Here is a 21374-nt window from a genome sequence, read left to right on the forward strand (position 1 = left end):
CCATGGCTGCATGGAGCCGATGGCCGGACCCATTCGGGTCACCGCACGGTCGCGAGATGCCGCCGCGGCGCTGCCGGACGGCGGAGCGAGGACGAGCAGCGCTCGTGTCTCTGCTGGTCACCCCGCGTCAGAATGCAATGGTGACGCGCTCGAACGCTCGCGCATTTGCGCGATTTGGGCGCGTCGATGCAATCGAGACCCACACGTCATAGCTCGCTATGCGGGGGGACGGTCGCCTTGCCCCCCGGCGGCTTCGTGTGGGCCGGACTATAGTAGGTGCGATGACGAAATGCGCGAAGTTTGTGTTACGTATTACCGACGTGTGTCCTGTGATGGCGTGATCCTGTTGTCCTCGATCGACGAGCGGATGCATTCGAGAACGATTCGGACGTCAGCTGTGCGACGGTCCTGTGCCGGAACGGTAGAACGCCAGCACCCGATGCTGCCGCTCCTGCGAGAGCAGGGGTCGCGCCTTCAGGCAGCTGCGCCCGAGACGGGGAGGCCAGGGCGCGCGGCCGCCGGCTGCCGGCCTCTGGCCCCGCGGCGGGCGGCCGGCGGCAGCAAGTTTCTCGTCGGCATCCGGAGGTCGTGTACTCTCGCCGACATGGCCCCCGTCGTCGTCATCACCGGTGCATCCAGCGGAATCGGTCGATCGCTCGCGCTCTCCTGGGCGAAGCGCGGCGCGCGCGTGGTGCTGAGCGCGCGCGGGCGAGACGCGCTCGAGGCGGTCGCCTCGGAGGTGCGCGCGGCGGGCGGCGACGCCCTCGCGGTGGCCGGCGACGTGACCGTCGAGGAGGACCGCAAGGCGCTCTGCGAGCGGGCGCTCGGCGCGTACGGCCGGCTGGACGTGCTGGTGAACAACGCCGGGCGCGGCTATTACACGCCGTCGATCGAGATCGATCCCGCCGAGCTCGAGGCGCTCTACCGGCTGAACGTCGTCGCCCCCGTGCGCCTCGCGCAGCTCGCGATCGAGCCCCTCGCGGCCACGAAGGGCACCCTCGTCATGGTCTCCTCGATCGCGGGGCTCGTCGCGGCGCCGCGGATGGGCCCGTACGCCTCGTCGAAGTTCGCGCTGGAGGCGCTCGCGATGTCGCTCCGCGCGGAGCTCTCGTCGCGCGGCGTGCGCGTGCTCGTGGTGCGGCCGGGGCCGGTCGAGACCCCGTTCCACGCGAACGCCGTCGTGACCGACGACAACGTCGGCTACCGCCCGCCCGGCCACAAGAAGCAGAGCCCGGACGAGGTCGCCGAGATGATCGTGCGCGCCGTCGATGCGGGCCGCGACGTCCTGGAGACGAGCCTGTTCGTGAAGACCGCGAGCCTCGCCGCCCGCGTGGCGCCTGGCCCCATGCGCTGGCTCTCGAGGCGGATGGCGCGCCGGTCGGGGTTCTGAGCGGAGCGCGCCCTCAGAGCGAGCGCAGGAAGGCGACCACCGCGTCGCGATCTCCCGCGGGGAGCGCCATGAAGCGCTGCTTCGCGGCGTCCGCCTCGCCGCCGTGCCACAGGATCGCCTCGACGACGTTCCGCGCGCGGCCGTCGTGCAGCAGCTGGGTGTGGCCGTTCACGGCCTCGAGCAGCCCGATGCCCCACAGCGGCGGCGTCCGCCACTCGCGCGGCCCCGCGAGGTGGTCGCTCGTCGACGTGTCCGCGAGCTCTTCTCCCATGTCGTGCAGGAGCAGATCGCTGAAGGGCTGGATGCGCTGATCCCGCAGCTCGACGAGCGGGTGGCGGCTCCCCGTCTTCATCGAGGGGACATGGCAGCTCGCGCACCCTGCCTGGCTGAACAGCGCCTCTCCGCGCTGGACGGCCGGGTCCGCCGTGTCGCGGCGCGGCGGCACGCCCAGCATGCGCATGTAGACGGCGAGCCTGTCGAGATCCTCGTCGGAGAGCTCGGGATCTCCGCGCGTGCCGGCCTGGCAACCCGTCTGCGCTTCGCCGCACTCCTCGACAGGGAACAGGCTCGTCGTCACGCCCATGTCCGCCACCAGCGCGTCGGCGACCTGGTGGGGCACGCTCACCTTGCTCGCCTTCCAGCCGAAGCGCCCTATCCGCGTCACCCCCGAGACCGGATCCGGGATCAGGTTCGGACGGCCCGAGATACCGTCCTGATTGCAGTCCATCCCGTCGGCGCGCTCGAGCACCGCGTCCTCTGCGATCGCCTCGAGGAGGCCCATGCCCACGATCGGGCGCGCGACGCGGACCGAGTAGCGCGCGATCGGCCCTGCGGAGAGCCCGTCGAAGCGGAACGTGGGCTTTCGCAGGACGTACGGCGTGCCATCGGGGAACTGCCCGGGCTGCTCGATGTAGGCCACGGTGGCCGTGCCCTCGCTTTCGCCCCCGCCCTGCGCCTTGTCCTGCAGCTGCCGGCCATAGCTCGGGTCGGCGATGGGTCCGCCGTCCGCGTTCGCGCCCGCGCCGAACAGCTTCACGACGGCGGTCTCCATCGCCTCGCCGGGCTCGGGCGGGGCGCCGCGACCGTTGTTGATATGGCAGCTCACGCACGCCGCCTGGTTCGAGAGCGGCCCCGCCTTGCCGGCGTGCTCGTCGAAGACGGGGTTACCGCCCTCGCTGTGCTCGCCGGTGGCAAAATCCGTATGGAACAGGCGGCGCCCCTCGAGGAAGGGCTGGATCGAGCTCTCCTGGATGTTGAGCGCCATCTGCTCGTAATAGAGATGAGGCTCCTCGTAGATGTACGGTATCGTCCCGTCGCCGCCCGACAGGGCCGCCTCGTTCGGCTCGTTGAACGGCGTCAGCTCGCCGCTGCCGACGCGGTAGCGGAACGTGTCGCTGTAGTAGCTCGTCCTCCCCTCGACGGTGCCCGCGTCAAGGAACACCCCGAACTCGAACTCCAGCAGATCTCCCGCGCGGATCTCCCTGCTGTCCCTGGCGTTGCGATCGACGACGAACTCCCAGTGGGTGTTCGTGATGCGCTCCATGCCGTTGTTCGAGTCGAACACGTTGCCCTCGCCCGAGTACCAGCAGCGGAAATTGATGGTCTGGTTGAGCGATGCGTTTGCGTTGGGGAGCCAGGTGAACTTGACGGTGCTTCCGCCCGCCGGGATCGTGTCCTCGACGATGAACTTGTAGCTTCGGTTCTCGAAATAGCGCGGCTGGTACGGGCTGAACTTTTCCTCTTTCTCGTGGCGCCCGCGCACGCGCCCTGCGGCCTCGAGCGTGATCGTCCCATCGGCGGCCGTCGTGGTGATCGGCTTTCCCGCCGTGGCCGAGGGGAACAGCGGGGAGATCTCGCCGTCCACGCCGGAGCACTCGCCGGGATCGACCTCGCCGCCGTCGCAGGCCGGCGCGGGCGGCGCTCCCGCAGAGAAATAAGCGAAGATCGCCTCGATGTCGGCCGTCGCGATCTGCTGCTCGCCGAAGGCCGGCATGGGCACGTCCCCCGTGCGCCCCGCGCGCACCTGCGCCGTGAACTCCTCCAGGGTGCCGTCGAAGGCGAACAGATCGGGGAACCCGCCGGTCGGCTTGCCGTGGGCGCTATGGCAGCCGCCGCAGTTCAGCGCGAACGCCTGCGGCAGCGCTGGCCCGTCGCTCGTCTCCTCGCAGGGCGGCGCGCCTTCCGGACCGCCCCCGTCGCCCGGCGAGGGCGACTCCGGCGAAGGCGACCCCTGCGAGGGAGACGCGGATGACGGGTCGCTCGAGCACCCGAGCTCTGCGGCGCAGGTCACGAGCAGCCCGAGCGCGACATGGAGACCCCCGGACACCAACCGACGTGAGCGGCTTTCGAACATCGCGTTTCGACCTCCGGTGTGAGCCCATCCATCGAGACCGTGAACCGCAGAGCTACCGCAGGATCTCCTCGAGGAGCGCGTTCGGCACGCCGCGGCGATCCTCGCCGAACGACGCGACGCCGAGGTCGTAGTACTGGTTCATGATGGTGAACCACAGATCGCGGAGCTGGCGATCCTGGCCGAGGGGGCCATACGCGACGTGCGCGTCGTTCAGGAAGACGCCGTCGCCGCCCAGGAGGACGATGGGCAGATCGTACGCGTCGTGGTCGTGCGTACGCATCTCGCTCATGTAGACCATCACCGAGTGATCGAGCACCGTCCCATCCCCCTCGGGGATCGCGTCGAGCCGCTGCGCGAGCTGCGCCGTCTTCTGGCCGAGCCAGCAGTTGATCGCCGCGAAATCGAGGTTGCTCTGCTCGACGACCGCGTAGCGGCCGCCCTCGTCCGTTGCGCCCAGGTTGCCGGGGCCGTGCTGGCAGGAGTGATAATGGAGGCTGCTGCCCTCCCTGTACTCGAGGCCCACCTTCGCGCGGACGTCGGCCGGGATGCACCGGTACTCGAACTCGGAGCGCGCGTCGTCGAGCATGTGGGTGATCACGCGCGTCACGTCGCATTGAATGGCCATGACGATGAGATCGATCATGACGTTCGCGTGATCGTCGTGTTTGTACTCGCCGGCATCCGTGCTGTCGTTCTCGTTGAGCCCCTCCTGCTGCCCCGGCGGCTCGGGGACCACGCCGGGCTCGCCGATCGGGCTGCAGCCGAGGCTCGACGGCGTCATCGTCGACTGGACGCGGGTCACGTTCTTCTCGGTCTCTCGCAGGGCGTCCAGGTACTGCTGGACGATCTTGCGATCGTCCGAGCCTACCTTGCCCATGAGCGAGTTCGCGTCCGCGAGCACCGCGTCGATGACGCTCTTCTCGGTCGCCGCGCGGCGCTCCGCCTCGATCCTGGCCTGCTCGTCGGTCTGCCCTGGCACGGGGGGCGCGCTCGCGGCGCCCGCGTTGATGAGCGCGTCGAACACCGCCTTCGGGTTGACCGAGCGCTTCAGCGGCTCGCGCGGGCTCTTCCAGGAGACGGCCTGATTGTAGGCGTAGCTGCGCCCGTCGAAGAATCCGGGCTTCACCCCGAGCCCCGTCTGCAGCGACGGGATGCGGGTCGCCTGCTCCGGGCCTGCCTTCTGCACGATGAGCTGGTCGACCGAGACGCCGTTGCCCACCCACTCGCCGAGGTCCTGCCCCGCGGCCCTCCCGAGCTCATCGGCGTCCACGCAGGTCGACAGCGCGGCCATGCAGCGCGAGTGGGACGGCTCGATGAACGCGCTCTGCTCCTTGCTCCACGTGTGGTTACCGAGGCGGCTTATCATGAGCATCTTCGACTTCACCGGCGCGAAGTGCTCGAGCACCCTCGGCAGCTTGAAATCGGCGCCCTTCAGCGTCTTGCCGAACGCGGGCGCCGTCTCCCACCAGTGGTGGGGCGCCCCGTTCGGGAAGGTGCAGAGCAAGAAGCGCTTCGGCGTGCCGGGCTCCCCCGCCCGCGCCCTGCGCGGCGCGAGGCTCTCGAGAAACGGCAGCGCCAGGCAGACGCCCGCGCCGCGCAACAGGTTCCTGCGTGTCATTCCGCGTTTCATGTGCGCATCGCTCCTTCGTGCCTGGTTCCGTGCGGAAACAGCGCCTGCGGCCTCACTTCGCCCCGCGGCCTCACTTCGCCCCGACCTTCGCTGGACGGAGGCGGAACGCCTCGCTGGTCACCACCTGCTTCACCAGATCCGCGATCGTCCCCTTCTCCCAGCGCGCGGCGATCTCCTTGAGCGCGTCCCTGTCGCCGCCGACCGGGCGCCGGCGCAACGCATAGGTGAAGAGCTGCTCGGAGGGGCAGATCCCCAGCTGGGGGTCCTTCTGGAGCTCCGGGATGAGCCCCGAGATGTCCTGGAACGCCGCGCCCCCGTACTCGCCTGTCGCGTCGACCGCGTCGCCGTTCGGGTACGCGGTCCGGTAGGCGCCTATCGCATCGAAGTTCTCGAGGCTCAGCCCGATGGGATCGAGGACATCGTGGCAGCCCGCGCAGTCGGGCGACTCGCGGTGCTTCTCGAGCTTCTCGCGGACGTTGTCGACGGTGCCCGTGTCGCCTCCCGCGGCCTCGAGCTCCGGGATATCCACGCCGGGGGGAGGGGCCAGCTCGGCGCAGTAGAGCTGCGCCAGGATCGTCTTCGCGCGGGACGTGGGGGAGGTCCGATCGGCGCGGGAAGACAGCGTGAGGAACGCGGGGAGCGTGAGGAACCCGGCGCGCCCGGCCTCGGGGTCGTTCGCGTAGAGCGGCGCGAGCAGCGGGCTCTCGGGGTGGGGCGTCGTGAGGAACTCGGACCACGGCCGCTCGCCGGTCGTGAAGCCGGTGAAATAGGCGTTGGCCTGATCGATCATCGCGCCCTTCATCTCGTCGTTCCAGCCCGGGAACATCGCTGTGTCGACGCTGTGGCTCGGGAGCGTGCGGGTCCCGAGCCACTGCCCGAAGAAGTTCTGGAAGAACGCGGCGCTCTTCGGGTCGGCCAGCATGCGGTCCACCTGCTCCCGGAGCTCGTCCTCGGTGGCCAGCGCATCGCCCTCTGCGGCCTCGAAGAGCTCCTCGTCCGGGAGCGAGCTCCAGAGGAGGTACGAGAGGCGCGACGCGATCTCATGGCCGCCGAGGGCGCCCGGCGATCGCTTCGAGTCGGGGCCGACCTCGATCCGCAGGAAGAAATTCGGCGACGTCAGCAGGGTCCGGACGACGTGCTGCACCGCCTCGACGGGGGACATCTCGAGGGTGGTGCGCGCGTCGTCGTACTGCGCCGCGTACCGGTCGACCTCCGCCGCCTCGAGCGGGCGCCGGAAGGCGCGCAGCCCGAAGCGCTCGATGATCTCGCGCGCGCACCTGTCGCCCGCGTCCTCCGCCGGGTCGCACACGAGGATCTGGGCGCGCTGCGCCTCGTTCGAGAACGCGTCGGCCGCCAGGCTCTTGGCGGCGTCGTAATACCCCTGGACGAGCACCTGCGAGAGGCTCGAGAGCGCGCTGGCGTTCGCGTCGAAGCCCTTCGCGCCGGAGGCCGGGAACCCGTCCGCCGGCCGGAGGCGCGTGCCCAGGAGGTGGGCGACCGTGCTATTGTACTCCGATGCTGTCATGTGGTGCAAAGGCATCCCGCCTGGCGCGACGACGGCGTCGTCTCCAGGGTCCTGTCCCGGAGCGTCATCACCTCCGAGGATGCCAGTGCACGAGATGCTCAAGAGACATCCCCCGGCGGCGAGCCAGGGACTTGCGAACACTCGGTCAAGTCGGCACATCATGGTCGGCTCCCGCGTGTGGAATCAGCACTCTCCCCCTCGTCGCCGGGGCGCGCGCCTTTCGTGATCGAATCGACCGCACACCCGCGCTAGGATCAGCCTGTGTCGTGCGCGCGGAAGACTACGATGATGGTGCTGCTCCTCGGCTTGTCCGGATGTGGGGCAGATATGGATATTGCGGTGGGCCGTATGACTCCGACGTCGGTTGTGGGCGGCGGCGGGGAAGGTGGTCGTGGCGGCGGGGAAGGGGGGCGTGGTGGTGGGGCGCCGAGCGGCGGTGAGGCGGGAAGCGGCGGCGAGGCGGGCGGCGGCGGCGAGGCGGGCGGCGGCGGGGAAGGGGGCGGCGGCGCGGCCCCTTGCGATGCGCTGCCGTCGCTGGCTCATCGGTACTCGTTCGACGGGGTGGGGGCGGTCGTCGCCGATACGGTCGGCGGCGCCGACGGCGAGATCTTCGGCGGCGCGAGCCTCGACGGCGGAGGGGTGCTCACCCTCGACGGAGAGGACGACTACGTCGAGCTGCCCGCGGGGCTCCTCGCGGGGCTCCGCGACGTCACCGTCATGGTCTGGGTCGCCCGCAACGGCGGAGGGGCGTACCTGCGCGTCGTCGACTTCGGCATCGGCAGCACGGGTGAGGATCCCGTCGAAGGCGACTCGAGCGTGGGGCGGTCCTACCTCGTCATCACCCCCTCGACGGGCTTCGACCCGCCGGGTATCGCCGCGCTCGCGAGCGACAGCGGCGCCGCGGGTCAGGTGCAGGTGACCACCGCGCCCACGCTCGAGAATGCCGAGATCCATCAGCTCGCCGCCGTCTTCGACGGCGGGGCGGGGACCCTTTCGCTTTACCTCGACGGTGCGCTCCTCGGCAGCACGCCGGTCGGCTTTCCGCTCTCGGCGATCCAGGACGCGAACAACTGGCTCGGGCGGTCCCAGTTCGATCAGGATCCGTATTTCGGAGGGCGTTACGACGAGCTGCGCCTCTACCGCGGGGCGCTGGCCGGCTGCGCGATCGAGGCCGCGTGGCGCGCCGGCCCGGAGTCGCCCTGAGGCTCAGAAGGCCAGCGCGAGGCCGAGGCGCGCGCTGAGGCCCGCGGCCGGCGGGCGGTAGACGACGCCGTCGAGGTTCTCGACGACGAAGCGGGGCCGCCTCAGCGGGACGACGGCGTGCAGCGCGCCCTCGACGCTCACGGGAGCGGCGATGCGCCACTCGAGCAGCGTCCCGAGCCCGGCCGCGAAGATCGGCGTCGTGACGGTGAACGGCTCATCGACGTCCCGCCCCCTGGAGCGGAGCCAGTGCTGGCGGCCGAGCGCGCAGACGTAGACGCGGATGGGGCGATCGAGCGGGAGCGCGCACGCGTCGACCTCGAGGAACCAGAGCCGGAACTCGGCGCCTGCAGCCAGCCCCGCGATGTGGCTCGAGCTCGACGGCACCACGCCGGCCGCGCCGTCCGCGCGGAACCAGCCGCTGCGGATCCCGCCGCCCGCGGCGAGCCCGACGCCGATCGTCGGCACGAGCGCCTGCTCGATCTGCGCGCTCAGCCAGAGCGCTCCCTCCACGTCGCGCTCGGTCGCAGCGGACGGCCGCGCTGCCGCGGGCGGTCGGCGGCGCGGCGCGGGAGGCGGCGGGCGCGGCGCGCTGACGGCGGGGGCGGCGACCGCCTGGGGCGGCGCGGGCTGCGCGGCGGCGCTCCGCGCGACCGCGTCGGGATCGATCGACATCGCGACGATCAGCGCCGCTGCCCGCGACATGGACGCGCAGTCGTCGCCACGGATCACCCGCTCGCCCGGCGCCGGCGCGCGGATTCGCAGATCGAGCCGGTAGCGCTCGTTGCGCTGGCGAGCGATCGCGATCTCGACCTCGATCGGCTGGCGCTGCTCCGACGCTCCCAGCAGCCGGGCGATCTCGCTCCGGACCTCGTCGACCGGCGGGCACCCCGCCGGCGCTTCCCAGCGGAGATCGATGGTGCGCGGCTCGGCGGGCGCCGCGAGCGCGCGCGCGGGCAGGAGCCCTGCCGCGACGATCAGCGCCGGAAGGATCGACGGCGCATGCGCCCACCTCGAGACGTGCACCCGCGCACTCTACTCCTCCTGTTCCTCCTGTTCCTCCTGTCCGCACGCGGCGCGCACGCGCGTCGCGAGCGGCGAGCCCGGGCTCTTCGCGAGCAGCCTCGCCGCGATCGCCCTGCCGGACGGCGCGCGGCCGGAGCGGCAGAGCGCGATCGCGCGCGACGCCTCGCGCTCGGTCGAGAGCACGCCCCTCGGGTACCGGCTGGCGTGCTCGTCGAGCTTCGAGAGCGCCTGCGCGAACTGGCCCGCCTGCAGCGCCTGCTGCGCGTCGCGGAGCAGCGCGATCTCCGCGTCGAGCCCCTCGGAGCCCTGCTTCGCGGCGGCCGCCGCCCGGGGCGCGCGCGACGCCGTCGTGCGCGCCGCGGCGGCCGCCGGGGGCGCGGCGCTCGGCTCGGCGGGCGCGCTGGACGCCTCGGGAGCGCCGGCCTTGCTGGAGGCGCTCGCCTCGGCGGGCGCAGGCGTCCCGTCGACCGGGGCGCTGGAGGGCGCGGCGGCGCGCGCCGCTCGGGGCGCCTCGGCCGCGCCCGCCGCCTCCTCCTGCGCGCGTCGCGCATCGGGCGCCTCGCCCGGCGTCGGGAAGTAGAGCGCGGCCCCCGTCGCGAGGCCCACGATCAGCGCCGCCAGCCCGATCTTCATCGGGGCGCCGAGCAGCGTGATGGCCGCGCCTTGTGCGACCGCGGTGCTCGCGCTCGCGGCCATGCTCGCGGCGGCGGGGCCGACCGCGTGCGCGGCCGCGCCGGCGCTCGCGGAGCCGGCGGCTCCGGCGCTCTCGGCGCTCACGGCCACGGCCGTGGCCGTGGCCGCCGTCCCTGCGAGGCCGAGCCTCGCCCACACGGCCGCGCGCGTCCGGCGTCTGTCGTCGTCGGTCGGCTCGTCCTCGTCACGAAGGGCGTTCAGGAGCGCTCGCTCCCCGGCCCCCAGCTCATCCATTGCGGCCTCCTCGGATCCTGGCGTGGTGGCGGTGCACCGCGTCGGAAAACGCCTGTCGAGCGGCCCTCAGCCGCGCATACACGGTGTTGACGTTCACCCCGATGCCCCGCGCGATCTCCGCCGCCGGCATCTCTTCCAGCTCGGCGAGGAGGAGCACCACGCGCTTCTCCTCGTCGAGCGACGAGAGCAGCTCGTGCGCGACGCGCGCGGCCTCCGCCCTCGTCATGGCCTCGTAGGGGCTGAGGTTGCTCGGCCCGGCGAGCAGCTCGGGATCCACGGTCTCTCCTGTCCCGCGGTGGGCGGGGCTCTTGCGGCGCAGCGATCTCCGGTGCGTCTGCACGACGTTCACGACGATCCCGAAGACCCACGTCTTCAGCGACGAGCGGCCCAGGAACTCCGGGAGCCGCCGGTGCACGACGACGAACACCTCCTGGCACACGTCCTCGTGCGCCGAGGCGTCCACGCCGAGCCGGCGCACGGTCCGCCAGACGAAGGGGAACATCTCCTCGTACACCTCGGCGAAGTCGAGCGGCGCGGCCTGCACGCCGGCCGCGGGGACGGCGGCCACCGCGCCGGCGGGCGGAGGCGTCGACGGAGCGACCGCCGCGCGGGCCGTCACGGGCTGCGCTCCTCCTCGTAGGGCCGCGAGACGTGGAGCTCGCCGAGCGCGGTGAGCTCGGCGCTCGCGCCGAGCAGGTCGACGTTGGGGATCGCGCCGGTCCGCCCGGAGAACCAGGCGTACCGGGAGACGTCGGGGTCCGATTCGAGGAGTGGCACCGCTTCTCGCATGGTCGCCGCCTGCGCTTCGGGCGACCGATCCGCGCCGTCGCCGCACGAGAGCTCGGTCGGCCAGATCGGGCGCTCGTCGCGTTCGAGCTCGCCGAGGTACCCCTCGAGCGCCGGCCGGCCGCAAGCGTACCAGTCAGCGCTGCCGCCGTCGCCAGCGCCGCCGCCCCCTGTACCGGGGGTGTGCCCCGCTTCGCCGCCGGTGCCGCCGGGGTCCACGGGGTCGGCGGCGCCCTCACCCGCGCCGCTCGTCTCATGGACATTTCCAGTGCCGCCGCCCGCGGTCGCCTCCGGGGGGAGCGTTTCCTCCACGCAAGCCGCGGAGAAGAGGATCCCGGGCAGGGGGCGGATACCGCAGCGGAGGGCTTGGCGAGCTCGGCGCATGGATCGAGGGGCTGGTGACCGGAGCCGCCGCGTTCCGTGAAGGAAAGTGGAGGGACGGGGGGCGACGTTCATCGGGCGGTCGTCGATGGGCTGGCGCTCCACGGCTCGCGGGCGGATCATCCGCTGCGGCGCACCGCGACCGACAGCGCGCACCTCCGCGCGCTTGACGGCCGCGAGGAGCGCATCGAGGAAGACCGGATGACACCCCCTCGCTGGCTTGCCGCGCTCGCGGCGCTCACCGTTCCATTGGCGGTCTCGGCGACGGCCTTGACCCAGGGCGACGCTCCCCTCCCGCCGCCTCCTCCTCCAGAGCCGCTCCCGTCTGCCTCCGCGCAGCCAGCACCGCCGCCTTCTTCTGCGCCGACACCGGTGCAGCCAGCGCCGGCCCCCGCGCCAGCGCCCGCGCCGACACCGGTGCAGCCGGCGCCTGCGCCGACACCGGTGCAGCCGGCGCCCGCGCCGACACCGGTGCAGCCGGCACCTGCGCCGACACCGGTGCAGCCGGCGCCTGCGCCGACACCCGTGCAGCCCGCACCTGCGCCGATACCCGTGCAGCCCGCACCTGCGCCTGCTCCCGCGCCTGCGCCGATTCCGGTGCAGCCGGCGCCTGCGCCTGCGCCCGCTCCCATGCCGTTCCCGCCGCCATCTCCCACGCCGGTGCCGCCTGCGCCGCGGCCTGCGCCCGCGCCGCGGTCGACACCTGCGCCTGCGCCGCCGCCCGCGCCGCGGTCGACACCTGCGCCTGCACCGCCGCCCGCGCCGCGGGCCGCGCCGGCCGCGCGCACGCCCGCTCCGGAGCCGCCCGCGCCGGTTCCGCCCGCTCCCGAGGAGAAACCGAAGGAGCCCGAGGACGACGAGAAGGACGGGATGCGCTTTCGTTTCGGTACGACGCTCGGCGGCGGGATCATCGAGTCACCCACGGGCACGGGGGCCGTCTTTGCGCTCTCGGGCCGGCTCGGTGTCCAGGTCAACCATTATTTCGGGATATACTACCAGAACACACCGATGGTGACGCTCACCCCCGAGAGCACCGAGAACAGCGCTGGATTCGAGGCGGGGTTCATCGACTACAACTCGGTGCTCGCGGGCTTCACGCTGTTCCACTTCCTCGATCTCGGCGCGGGACCCTCCATGGATTACGTGGCCGTCGCGACCTGCGGCGCGGAGGTCCCGGAGGGCGGCATCCCGCTCCCGAGCGCCGGCTGTGAGAGCACGGCGGCCTGGTACTTCGGCGCTCACGCGCGGGGCGCCCTGATCCTCGGCGGCCTGGCCGGGAGCGGCGCGCGGCGGAGCGGCTTCGCCATCAGCGCGGATCTCCACCCGGTGTTCCTGCCAGAGGGGCCGACATTCACCTTCACGCTGGGCCTCGGCAGCGAGTGGTACTGAGACGAACGGCGCGCCGCAGCGCGGCGCGCCGCCTCGCCTATCGAGCCGCTCCGCTCGCCCGGCGCTCCGGGCAGCGGCGGGCAGCGGTTTGCCCGTCCGCTGGCCGAGCGCCCTTCGAGTGGAACCTTCGTTCCCCAGGTCACGAGAGTTCCTTGCAAATACGCCGGGCCGCAGGGGCCCTGCCTCACGTCTGCGCGGCGCTCGGCACCCGCGCCTCTCGGGCGCGCCACCCGCTGTGATCCGCGACACCCCGGCCCTGCGGCCGCGGCTCGCGAGGGTTGCTGTGTGGCGACCCGATGGACTACAATCAGTTTGTCGGAGCGATTGTTGGCGGGACGCCGCACCGGAGAGCTGGACGCCACGATCGTCCTGCGCCAGCGGCGAGCGCCACCAGCAGAGCGCCACCAGCAGAGCGCCAGCGGCAGAGCGCCAGCAGTACGCAAGCGGTAAGTAGATCGAGCGCGACGCGCGAGCTTTCGAGCTCGGTGGCAGGGAGCGAAGGCGCACCCATGGATTCCGCGGTTTGTGCGTGACAAGGCAAAATTACCGGGTATCACGATGCACCATCGCTCACCATGTAGGTCGACGAGGCATGATGTGTCGCGCGAATCCGGGGCGCCGTCTGCTGGTTTCTCGGAGGCGCCATCTCTTGCTTGCGCGGCGCGGGGGATATGCCGATCCTGGGACTCGAGATCGAGCCCTGAGACCGAGGTGCGTGAGGAGCGTGTCAAGCGCTCGCCCCGGTATCTGTCCTGCTCGGCAGCTCCGGCGTGGTCCTGCTGGCCGGCTGCTGGCGGGCGAGCGGCCGTCGGGTGTCGCCACCCTCCCCGGCGTCCCCCTTTCGCCAAGCTCGGTGGGGCCGCGGGGGCGCCTCCCAGGGGGCGCTTGACAAAGAGGGTTAACCATCGGCTACGCTCCCTACCCATGATGACCGGGAGGAAATGAGCCTGGTGGAAACGAGCTGCAGGCGCTCCACGGGGGCACGGCGATCGGCGGTCGAGCGGGCCGTGGGGCACCTCGCGTGTCGGGCGCGAATCGCAACCCGCTGGGCATCATCGTGGGTCCCACGAAATAACCGCGCGGCTCCTCCGGTTCGGCACGGGGGATTTCGCTCACTCCTCAGGACTCTCGCCGAGCGCGCTTGGCCCGACAGGACCGGAGTTCCGCTTCGCCGGGGGCTCCGATCGACGCGCGCGCCGGCGGCCCTGCTGGCGGCGGCTCTGCTCATCGGGTGCTGTCTTCTGCTGCTCAGCCCGCCTATCACGGCTGGGCCCGTGGCCACGCTCTATGTGTATGCGGTGACACCGCTCCGCGCTCGCGCCCTCGAGCAGAAGATCGAGGAGTCGATGCCCGGCGTCGATGTCACCGTGTTCGGAAAATTGAGCGATTTCAAAGCCGCGCTCGAGTCGAGCCCGCCCGACGCGGCCCTCTCGCCAAAGCCGGTCCTGGCTTCGCTCAATCGGACCGCCGACATCCAGGGCATGATGGCGGGGAGCGACGCGGAGCAGTACCTCCTGGTCTCGACGAGGGCGCTGACCAAGGAGATGCTCTCCGGTCTCAGATACGGGATCGTCGATCTGGTCGAACGGAAATCGCTCCCTAAGTTCGTAGCCGGGCTCTTGGGTGTGAGCACCGCGCCCGAGGTCCAGCGCGTCACGAAGATCGAAGATCTCCTGCAGCTGCTCCAGTTCCAGACGGCTGATGCGGTCCTCCTCCCCGAGCGATTTCGCTCTGACTTCGAGTCGAGAAGCAAGATGACGTTCACGATCCTCAGCCTCTCGACGGCGAAGGTCGGGCTGGTGGCGGTCACGTTCCTGAGCGAGCGCCAGCCGGTGGAGGGCGCGATCCGGAGGCTTCCGAAACACGTGCTGGCCGATCTGGGGGTTGACGAATGGAAGTAAGGTCGACGCGTCCCCTCTCTCGGCGCTCGCTGCTGCGGGCCTCCGCCCTCGCGGGGCTCGTGCTGTCCCTGAGCTGCTCGTCCGGCCCGGCGACGCCCGTCGCCAGCGACCCGGCGCCGACGCTCAAGCCGCCGCCTCCGGACGCGAGGCCCGTCATCTCCGTCATCGCCCCCTCGGATCCGCAGCTCGACGACATGCTGAGATCGCTCCGCGTCGAGCTGTCCGGGGAACATCGTGTCATCATCTCGCTGCTGCGCGGCGAGGAGTCGAGCCCCGACCTCGTGGCGCAGATCGTCGCCCGCGATCGCCCGCAGGCTGTGGTGCTGGTCAACAACTCGACCGTGCTCCTGTATCGCGAGTGGGCGCGCACCGTCCCGACCCCGCCGGTCGCGCTGATCCTGATGGCGTCCTTCGCCGAGGAGCTCCAGCGCACCGTCCCCAACTCGGTCGCCATCTCCTACGAGGTGCCGGCGGTCACGGCCATGGTGGGCCTGCGGACGCTGGGCCTCGACGCTCATCGGGTCGGCGTCGTCTACCGCCGGGGCTTCGCGGATCACATCGCGCGACAGGAGGCGCTCATGCACGTCGAGAAGCTGGCCTTCGTCAAGGAGGAGCTCTCGAACAAGCCACGCGTGCAGGACCTCCGCGCCGCGCTCGTGAACCTCCAGCGGGCGAAGGTCGACGCGATCTGGCTGCCGAACGACAATGGCCTCCTGAGCCCGAGGTTCTTGACCAACGTCTGGCTGCCCTACGTGGACCGGCTCGGCGCGCCGGTGGTCGTGGCCGTGCGTTCGCTCGTGAACGAGCACGCGGAGTTCGGGACGTTCGCTGCCATCCCCGACACCCAGGCGCTCGCGGTGCAAGCGGCGGATGTCCTCTACGAGCTCGCGGACGCCGACTGGAGGCTCCGGTCGTCGGGCGTCCGCCTGCCCATCTCCGTGAAACGCCTGGTTGACGTGAGGCTCGCGCGGCGCTTCGGCCTGAATTCCAGTCAGTTCGGCCAGGTTGACTTTCTCATCGGTAGGTGAGCGCGTATCGGGGGGAATGGAGGCGCCGTGCGATTACCTTTCCAACCGGGCACATGGTCACGATGCGACGGGCCAGCTCGAACCATCGAGCTCCCGGGCTCGCCTGCCATCTGCTCGTCGCGTGGAGAGCGTCGCGCGCGTAGCTGCCGTCCCTGGAGCGCGTCGTCATGATCCGGGTGCTCGTGATCGATGACGACGAGATCGCTCGCGAGGCGATGCGCGCCGTCCTGGTCAAGGCCGGCTTCGATGTGGTCGAGCTCGCCACGCCCATCGGCGCGACGGCGGTCATCAAGCGAGACAAGATCTCCGTGGTCGCGCTCGACATCAACATGCCGACCATCAACGGCGACAAGCTGGCGAAGCTGCTCCGCGACAACGCGCAGCTCTCGAACCTGGGTATCGTCCTCGTCTCCAGCTGTGATATCGACAAGCTGAGCGCGATCGGCGAGAAGGTCGGCGCCGACGGCATCGTCTCGAAGGCGAAGCTGCACGTCGCGCTGGCGCCGGCGGTCGAGCGCGCGGTGGCGTCGCGCGTCGGGAAGACCAGCCCGCCGCCGCCTTCGTCTGCGGGGTCTTCCGCGGCGTCGTCCTCCTCTAACCCGCCGCCGTCGATGAGGCGTCCAAAGTAGAGTGCATGGCAACCCCGAACACCCACGGCTCGCTCCGCATCAAGCTGCTGCGCCTGATCCTGGGCGCGCTGCTGCTGCTCGGGGGCACCACGCTGCTCGCGAGCGGCGCGCTCATCTATTCGACGGATCGCGCGGTCCAGGCCAAGCGTGAGCAGGAGCTCCTGAGCGGTCTGGAAGAGAAGGCGCGCCTGCTCGGCTTCAATCAGGCGCTGGCCCTGCGCAGCCTGGTGGCGGACAACCTCTTCGGGGATGTCAAGGCGCTCATTCACCAGACCGTCTCGGAGAACAACGACATCGCCTACGGGTTGTTCTTCGACGCGGAGAACCGGGTCTGGGCGGCGAGCGGCCTGGCCCGGGTGCCCGCCTCGAAGGACGCGCCCAGCCCGGCGGCGCCGAGCTTCACCGCGGCGGACATGGAGTCCCTCGGGATCAGCACCACGCACCCGTCCCGGCTCGTGCTGCGGCGGCGGCAGAACCCCCTGGGCGGGGATGACGTCCTCGAGGTCGCGGCCCCGGTCCTCTCGGAGGGGACCCACGCCGGGACCGTGATCTACGGCATCAGCACGAGGAGCGTCGTCGAGCGGATGGTCCAGGCCCGGGACCTCGCCGCGAACCGGCTCGTGACCACGCTCGGCCTGATCGTGGCGCTGATCCTCGGCAGCGGGGCGGCCAGTTATTTCCTCGTCAAGCGGGTCGCTGTCCACATCACCGAGCCGCTGCTCGCGCTGCGCACGGCGGCGGGGGCCATCGCCACCGGGCTCCGCTCGAGCGCGCCGCCGACCGAATCGCCGATCGTGGATCGGAAGAAGTGGGAGCGCGTGCAGATCACGAGCGGCGACGAGCTCGAGCTGCTCGGAGCGGCCTTCAACAGCATGGTCGAGGCGAACGAGCAGGCGTTCGAGGAGCTGCGCGTGAAGACCGAGCAGGCGCTCGAGGCGTCCCGGATGAAGAGCGAGTTCCTCGCCAACATGAGCCACGAGATCCGGACGCCGATGAACGGCATCCTCGGGGTCATCCGGCTCATGCAGAACCAGTCGCTCGACGGCAAGATGCGGCGTTACGTGGAGACCGTCGACGCTTCCGCCAACACGTTGATGTCGATCATCAACGACGTGCTCGACTTCTCGAAGCTCGAGGCCGGCAAGTACGTGGCGCAGCACGTCTCCTACGATCTGCGCCTCGTCATCCAGGAGGTCGCGGAGCTGATGGCGAGCCAGGCGCACGAGAAGGGCCTCGAGCTCGTGTACCGCGTCGAGCGCCGCGTCCCGACGGGCGTCGTGGGCGATCCCGACCGGTTCCGCCAGGTGCTCACCAACCTGGTCGGCAACGCGATCAAGTTCACCGATCGCGGAGAGGTGCTGATCGACGCCTCGACCTCGCAGCAGGACAAGGCCACGGCGCTCATCAAGCTCTCCGTGGTGGACACCGGCCCCGGCATCGCGCCCGACGACCAGAAGAAGCTCTTCGCGGCCTTCTCGCAGGTGGACGGCTCGCTGGTCCGCAAGCACGGCGGCACGGGCCTCGGGCTCGCGATCAGCAAGCGCCTCGTCGAGGTCATGGGCGGCGAGGTCGGCCTCGACAGCACGCCGGGGCAGGGCAGCCGGTTCTGGTTCACGATCAGGGTCGGCGTCACGGCCGGAGGCGAGCAGATCCGCTCCGCCGAGTGGGCGAGCGGGCGCCGCGCGCTCGTGGTGGAGAACAGCAGGAGCTGGCGCGACGTCGTGGTGGAGCACCTGGTGGCCTGGGGCTTCGACGCCGAGTCCGCGGCCTCCGGGAGGGACGCGATCAACCGGCTCGAGCTCGCGGTGCTGGAGAAGCGGCCGTTCAGCGCCGCCGTCGTCGGCGTCCAGATGGACGATCTCGGCCTCGAGGCGTTCCTCAGGACGATCCAGTCGGTCCCGGCGCTGCAGACGTTGCCCGTGGTGGCGCTCTATCACATGGGATCGAGCGTGACGCTCAGCGGGATGGACTCCAGCATGGTCACGCAGCTCCCCAAGCCGCTCCGCGTCTCCGAGCTGTACAACACGCTGCAGAGCGCGCTCACGGGCGCCTCGACCCCGCCGCCTAGCAAGCCCGGCGCGGAGCCGGGTAAGATCGCGAGCAAGCTCCCCGTGCTGGTCGTCGATGACAACGAGATCAACCGCTACGTGGCGATGGAGCAGGTCGAGCAGCTGGGCCTGCGCGTGGAGACCGCGTGCAACGGCCAGGAGGCGCTCGAGTGCGTCAAGCGAAAGCGGTATGTCGCCGTGCTCATGGATTGCCAGATGCCCGTGATGGACGGGTACACCGCCACCCAGGAGATCCGCGCCTGGGAGCGCTCGAGGAACCGCCACACGGTGATCATCGCGCTGACGGCGCACGCGCTCGTCGGCGAGCGGGACCGGGTGCTCGCGGCGGGGATGGACGATTATCTGGCCAAGCCGGTGCGCCCTCAATCTCTGCAGAAGACCCTGTGGCGGCACGTGGTCCTGAGCCGGGACGAGCCCGGGTCGTCGCCGTCTCCTTCCGCCCCCGAGCTGGAGGCGGCGTGCGCGCCGGTGCTCGACCCGGAGGTCCCGCGCTCGCGGAAGCTCATCGAGCTCGTCCTCAAGAACGTGCCGGCGCAGCTCGACGGCCTGGAGGGGGTCATCCGGAGCGCCGTGGCTGCAGAGATCAAGGCGAACGCTCACAAGCTGAAGGGCAGCATGCTCTCGATCGGCGCGACGCGCGTCGCGGAGCTGGCGGAGAAGATGCAGCTCGCCGCGGGTCAAGGCGAGCTGCCGCAGGCGGGCGACCTCGCGCGGCTACGTGACGAGTTCGACTCCGTGAGCGCTGCCCTGAAGGAGGAGCTCGCCGCGACCGCCAAGGCGACGTGACGATCGCGCCGAACCGATGATGGACGAATGTCTGGAGCCCACTGAACCCGCATGATGCTTGCCTCACTCGAAACCAGGTGGATGGTCGCGCTGGTGATCGCTTCGATCCCCGGTCTCGCATGGGCCCAGCCGACGACCGCGACGGCGCCGGGAGCGCCGAAGGCGGTGGGGGGTGAGCGCCGGAACGACGCGCTCGAGGACGTCGACCTCCTGAGGCTGCTCGACGTCGAGGTGTCCACGGCCACCAAGACGCTGGAGACCCTCGACGACGCGCCCGCCATCATGACGGCGATCACCGCGGAAGAGATCCAGCGCTGGGGATACACGAGCGTCGGCGAGGTGCTGCAGCACGTCGTCGGGTTCTATCTCATCGACGACCACATCCTGCCGAACGCCGGCGTGCAGGGGATGACGGGCGGGCTGGGGGCCGAGAGCGGCGGGATCAAGGTGATGATCAACGGCCGATCGGCGGCGTTCCGGACCACCAGCGGCAACTGGCTGGGCACGGAGCTGATCCCGCTGTCGGCCATCAAGCAGATCGAGATCGTCCGTGGTCCGGCGTCGGCGCTCTATGGCGCCGATGCGTTCCTCGGGGTCGTCAACATCATCACCCTCGATCCGGAGGACATCCCCTTCGTCGACGGCACGGTGCAGGTCGGCGTGACGAGGGACCACCCGCGCGGCCGTTTCGACCTCGTGGGCGGCATGTTCACCGACCGCTTCGAGATGATGCTGACGGCCGCGGGGGAGCTCGACGATCGAAGCGGCCTGGAGATGCCTACCCAGTCCCCGGCTCCCCTCATCCCGCCCTACAACGCGGGGCGCCTGGACGCCCAGAACCTCGAGCGGATGTCGGGGGTCGTCGGGGCGCGCATCGGGTTTCGCCATCCCGAGCGTGGGCACCACCTCAGGCTCAGCGCGTACTGGTCAGGCCTCCGGCGCGGCGGGGATTTTGCGCAATGGGCACAGCTCACCGGCGGTACGGACGACGAGGGGAACCGTGCCGGCACGGTGATCAGCCTCCAGCAGCGTCGCGTGGCGGTCGACGGGCTTTACCAGCTGAACCGGGAGCTCGCGTTCGCGGTGCAGGGGATGTACTTCCAGGGGGGCGTCCTGCCGGACGATCGCATCGACGTCGCCGGCGGCTGGTACTACATCGAGCGGCGCATGGCGTATCGCGGCGTGGACGCGAGCGTCGAGGCCCGGTGGATGCCGTGGGACCGATTCAACCTGATATTGAATCTGGAGTCCGTCTACGACAAGGAGGACCTGCCGTCCTTCCGCCGGGTCACCAAGGAGTCGGGGCAGTCCTTCGGCTCGCCGGAGCGGGAGCAGCAATCGGCCGAGCTCTTCGACGTCGGTGCGCTCCTTAGCGCCAACCTCAAGGTGCTCGATCCGTGGCTGAAGGTCACGGGCGGGCTCCGCTACGATCACCACAGCAAGTATGGCAATCAGCTGACCGGTCGGTTCGGGGCGACCTCGCACCTGGGAAAGACGGTCGTGGCCAAGCTGCTGTACGGCAGCGCCTTCAAGGCGCCTTCCCCGTATCTGCTCTTCGCCGAGCCCCTCGTGCCGGGCGACGTGATCGGGAACGAGCGGCTGTCGCCTCAGCTCATCCACACCGTGGACGCGGAGCTGACGTGGAGGCCTGCCGTCTGGGCCACGGCGAGCACGGGGGTGTCGTACAGCCTCTTGAACGACAAGGCGGAGTTCGTCCCGCGGGGCATCAACCAGACGGCCCTGAACGTCGCCAGCCAGAAGTCCTTGATCTGGGCGACCCGCGCCGAGCTGCGGCGCGGCGACGCCTTCGGGGGCTACGGGTCGTTCGAGACCGTGCACTCCACCCGGGACTCCGGCCAGGTGGGGTACCAGGCGGATCTGGTCGGCTCGTCGATGGTCGCCTACCCGAGCTGGATCGCCCGCGCCGGCGCCTATGTGAAGCTGCCGTCGCCGAGCTCCGTGCCGCTGGAGCTCTCGACGCAAGGGATCCTCGTCGGGCCCCGGCGGTCCGCGGAGGCGAGCACCCTGGAGAAGGGCGGCGCGTTCGAGCTGCCCACGTACCTCAGGTGGAACGCCAGCCTGGTCGCGCGCAACCTGTGGATCATCCCGGGGCACGAGACGACCCTGGCCGTGCGCGCCAAGAACATCCTCGGCACCTTCGGCCCGGATCCCGGCTTCTCGGGCTTCGAGTACCCGCTCGCGCCGCGCGAGATCTTCTTCGAGCTACGACACCGCTACTGAGCTGCCGCTCTATAGCGGGGAGCAGATTCGTGGGATACGGGCTCAGCCGCTAGAGTACCGATCACGTTGAAGCCCGGAGAATTTTCACAGGGAGGCGAGGAGGCGGGGAGGAA

General features: G+C 70.7%; 16 protein-coding genes. 8 read left to right on the forward strand and 8 right to left on the reverse strand.

What is annotated here, in order from left to right:
* The first annotated feature begins 604 nt into the window (after positions 1-604).
* A complete protein-coding gene (locus WMF22_RS07295) occupies positions 605-1390 on the forward strand; it encodes an SDR family NAD(P)-dependent oxidoreductase (protein WP_438035290.1) in 786 nt (261 codons plus the stop codon).
* A 13-nt stretch (positions 1391-1403) separates the two neighbouring features.
* Here WMF22_RS07295 and WMF22_RS07300 read toward each other — a convergent pair whose 3' ends face one another.
* The 3 genes from WMF22_RS07300 to WMF22_RS07310 all read right to left on the reverse strand — a co-directional run bounded on the left by WMF22_RS07300 (position 1404) and on the right by WMF22_RS07310 (position 6898).
* Positions 1404-3716, reverse strand: a complete 2313-nt coding sequence (locus WMF22_RS07300; RefSeq protein ID WP_438037244.1) for a di-heme oxidoredictase family protein — start codon at positions 3714-3716, stop codon at positions 1404-1406.
* 79 nt (positions 3717-3795) lie between these two features.
* Positions 3796-5373: a DUF1552 domain-containing protein gene (locus WMF22_RS07305; protein ID WP_437298396.1), complete on the reverse strand. Its 1578-nt coding sequence runs from the start codon at positions 5371-5373 to the stop codon at positions 3796-3798.
* A gap of 70 nt (positions 5374-5443) precedes the next feature.
* The gene (locus tag WMF22_RS07310) at positions 5444-6898 is read right to left on the reverse strand and encodes a DUF1592 domain-containing protein (protein ID WP_438035291.1); all 1455 of its coding nucleotides are present in this window, start codon (positions 6896-6898) and stop codon (positions 5444-5446) included.
* Positions 6899-7246: 348 nt separating this feature from the next.
* On the opposite strand from WMF22_RS07310, the gene WMF22_RS07315 reads away from it, so the two are divergent.
* Positions 7247-8101: a LamG domain-containing protein gene (locus WMF22_RS07315; RefSeq protein WP_438035292.1), complete on the forward strand. Its 855-nt coding sequence runs from the start codon at positions 7247-7249 to the stop codon at positions 8099-8101.
* A gap of 3 nt (positions 8102-8104) precedes the next feature.
* On the opposite strand, the gene WMF22_RS07320 is transcribed toward WMF22_RS07315, so the two are convergent.
* From WMF22_RS07320 to WMF22_RS07340, 5 genes are all read right to left on the reverse strand, one after another.
* Positions 8105-9124: a hypothetical protein gene (locus WMF22_RS07320; RefSeq protein ID WP_438035293.1), complete on the reverse strand. Its 1020-nt coding sequence runs from the start codon at positions 9122-9124 to the stop codon at positions 8105-8107.
* 9 nt (positions 9125-9133) lie between these two features.
* Positions 9134-10051, reverse strand: coding sequence for a hypothetical protein (locus WMF22_RS07325; protein WP_438035294.1), 918 nt, complete (start codon positions 10049-10051; stop codon positions 9134-9136).
* Positions 10044-10670: an RNA polymerase sigma factor gene (locus WMF22_RS07330; protein ID WP_437298401.1), complete on the reverse strand. Its 627-nt coding sequence runs from the start codon at positions 10668-10670 to the stop codon at positions 10044-10046. The genes WMF22_RS07325 and WMF22_RS07330 overlap by 8 nt, the downstream gene beginning before the upstream one ends.
* Complete coding sequence (locus WMF22_RS07335) at positions 10667-11149, reverse strand: glycosyl hydrolase (RefSeq protein ID WP_438035295.1); 483 nt, start codon at positions 11147-11149, stop codon at positions 10667-10669. Before WMF22_RS07335 ends, WMF22_RS07330 begins: the two co-directional genes overlap by 4 nt.
* 307 nt (positions 11150-11456) lie before the next feature.
* Entirely contained in the window at positions 11457-11957 is a 501-nt protein-coding gene (locus WMF22_RS07340; RefSeq protein ID WP_438035296.1) for a hypothetical protein, read from the reverse strand.
* A 131-nt stretch (positions 11958-12088) separates the two neighbouring features.
* On the opposite strand from WMF22_RS07340, the gene WMF22_RS07345 reads away from it, so the two are divergent.
* The 6 genes from WMF22_RS07345 (at position 12089) to WMF22_RS07370 (ending at position 21261) form a co-directional block, all read left to right on the forward strand.
* Positions 12089-12607 (forward strand): hypothetical protein, encoded by a 519-nt coding sequence (locus WMF22_RS07345; RefSeq protein WP_437298404.1) that lies wholly within the window; start codon positions 12089-12091, stop codon positions 12605-12607.
* A gap of 1274 nt (positions 12608-13881) precedes the next feature.
* Positions 13882-14508: a hypothetical protein gene (locus WMF22_RS07350; RefSeq protein WP_438035297.1), complete on the forward strand. Its 627-nt coding sequence runs from the start codon at positions 13882-13884 to the stop codon at positions 14506-14508.
* Complete coding sequence (locus WMF22_RS07355) at positions 14499-15536, forward strand: hypothetical protein (protein ID WP_437298406.1); 1038 nt, start codon at positions 14499-14501, stop codon at positions 15534-15536. The genes WMF22_RS07350 and WMF22_RS07355 overlap by 10 nt, the downstream gene beginning before the upstream one ends.
* Positions 15537-15703: 167 nt before the next feature.
* Positions 15704-16165 (forward strand): response regulator, encoded by a 462-nt coding sequence (locus WMF22_RS07360; RefSeq protein WP_437298407.1) that lies wholly within the window; start codon positions 15704-15706, stop codon positions 16163-16165.
* A gap of 5 nt (positions 16166-16170) precedes the next feature.
* Complete coding sequence (locus tag WMF22_RS07365; RefSeq protein ID WP_438035298.1) at positions 16171-19020, forward strand: response regulator; 2850 nt, start codon at positions 16171-16173, stop codon at positions 19018-19020.
* Positions 19021-19113: 93 nt separating this feature from the next.
* Complete coding sequence (locus WMF22_RS07370) at positions 19114-21261, forward strand: TonB-dependent receptor plug domain-containing protein (protein WP_438035299.1); 2148 nt, start codon at positions 19114-19116, stop codon at positions 21259-21261.
* Positions 21262-21374 lie beyond the last annotated feature (113 nt).

The sequence above is a fragment of the Sorangium sp. So ce204 genome, from assembly GCF_051526795.1.
GTDB lineage: Bacteria > Myxococcota_A > Polyangia > Polyangiales > Polyangiaceae > Sorangium > Sorangium cellulosum_B.

What these genes read in the sequence shown, in the direction of transcription:
- WMF22_RS07295 (WP_438035290.1), top strand. Translation starts at nt 605, where the DNA reads ATGGCCCCCGTCGTCGTCATCACCGGTGCATCCAGCGGAATCGGTCGA.
- WMF22_RS07305 (WP_437298396.1), bottom strand. Translation starts at nt 5,373, where the DNA reads ATGAAACGCGGAATGACACGCAGGAACCTGTTGCGCGGCGCGGGCGTC.
- WMF22_RS07310 (WP_438035291.1), bottom strand. Translation starts at nt 6,898, where the DNA reads ATGACAGCATCGGAGTACAATAGCACGGTCGCCCACCTCCTGGGCACG.
- WMF22_RS07315 (WP_438035292.1), top strand. Translation starts at nt 7,247, where the DNA reads ATGACTCCGACGTCGGTTGTGGGCGGCGGCGGGGAAGGTGGTCGTGGC.
- WMF22_RS07325 (WP_438035294.1), bottom strand. Translation starts at nt 10,051, where the DNA reads ATGGATGAGCTGGGGGCCGGGGAGCGAGCGCTCCTGAACGCCCTTCGT.
- WMF22_RS07345 (WP_437298404.1), top strand. Translation starts at nt 12,089, where the DNA reads ATGCGCTTTCGTTTCGGTACGACGCTCGGCGGCGGGATCATCGAGTCA.
- WMF22_RS07355 (WP_437298406.1), top strand. Translation starts at nt 14,499, where the DNA reads ATGGAAGTAAGGTCGACGCGTCCCCTCTCTCGGCGCTCGCTGCTGCGG.
- WMF22_RS07360 (WP_437298407.1), top strand. Translation starts at nt 15,704, where the DNA reads ATGATCCGGGTGCTCGTGATCGATGACGACGAGATCGCTCGCGAGGCG.
- WMF22_RS07365 (WP_438035298.1), top strand. Translation starts at nt 16,171, where the DNA reads ATGGCAACCCCGAACACCCACGGCTCGCTCCGCATCAAGCTGCTGCGC.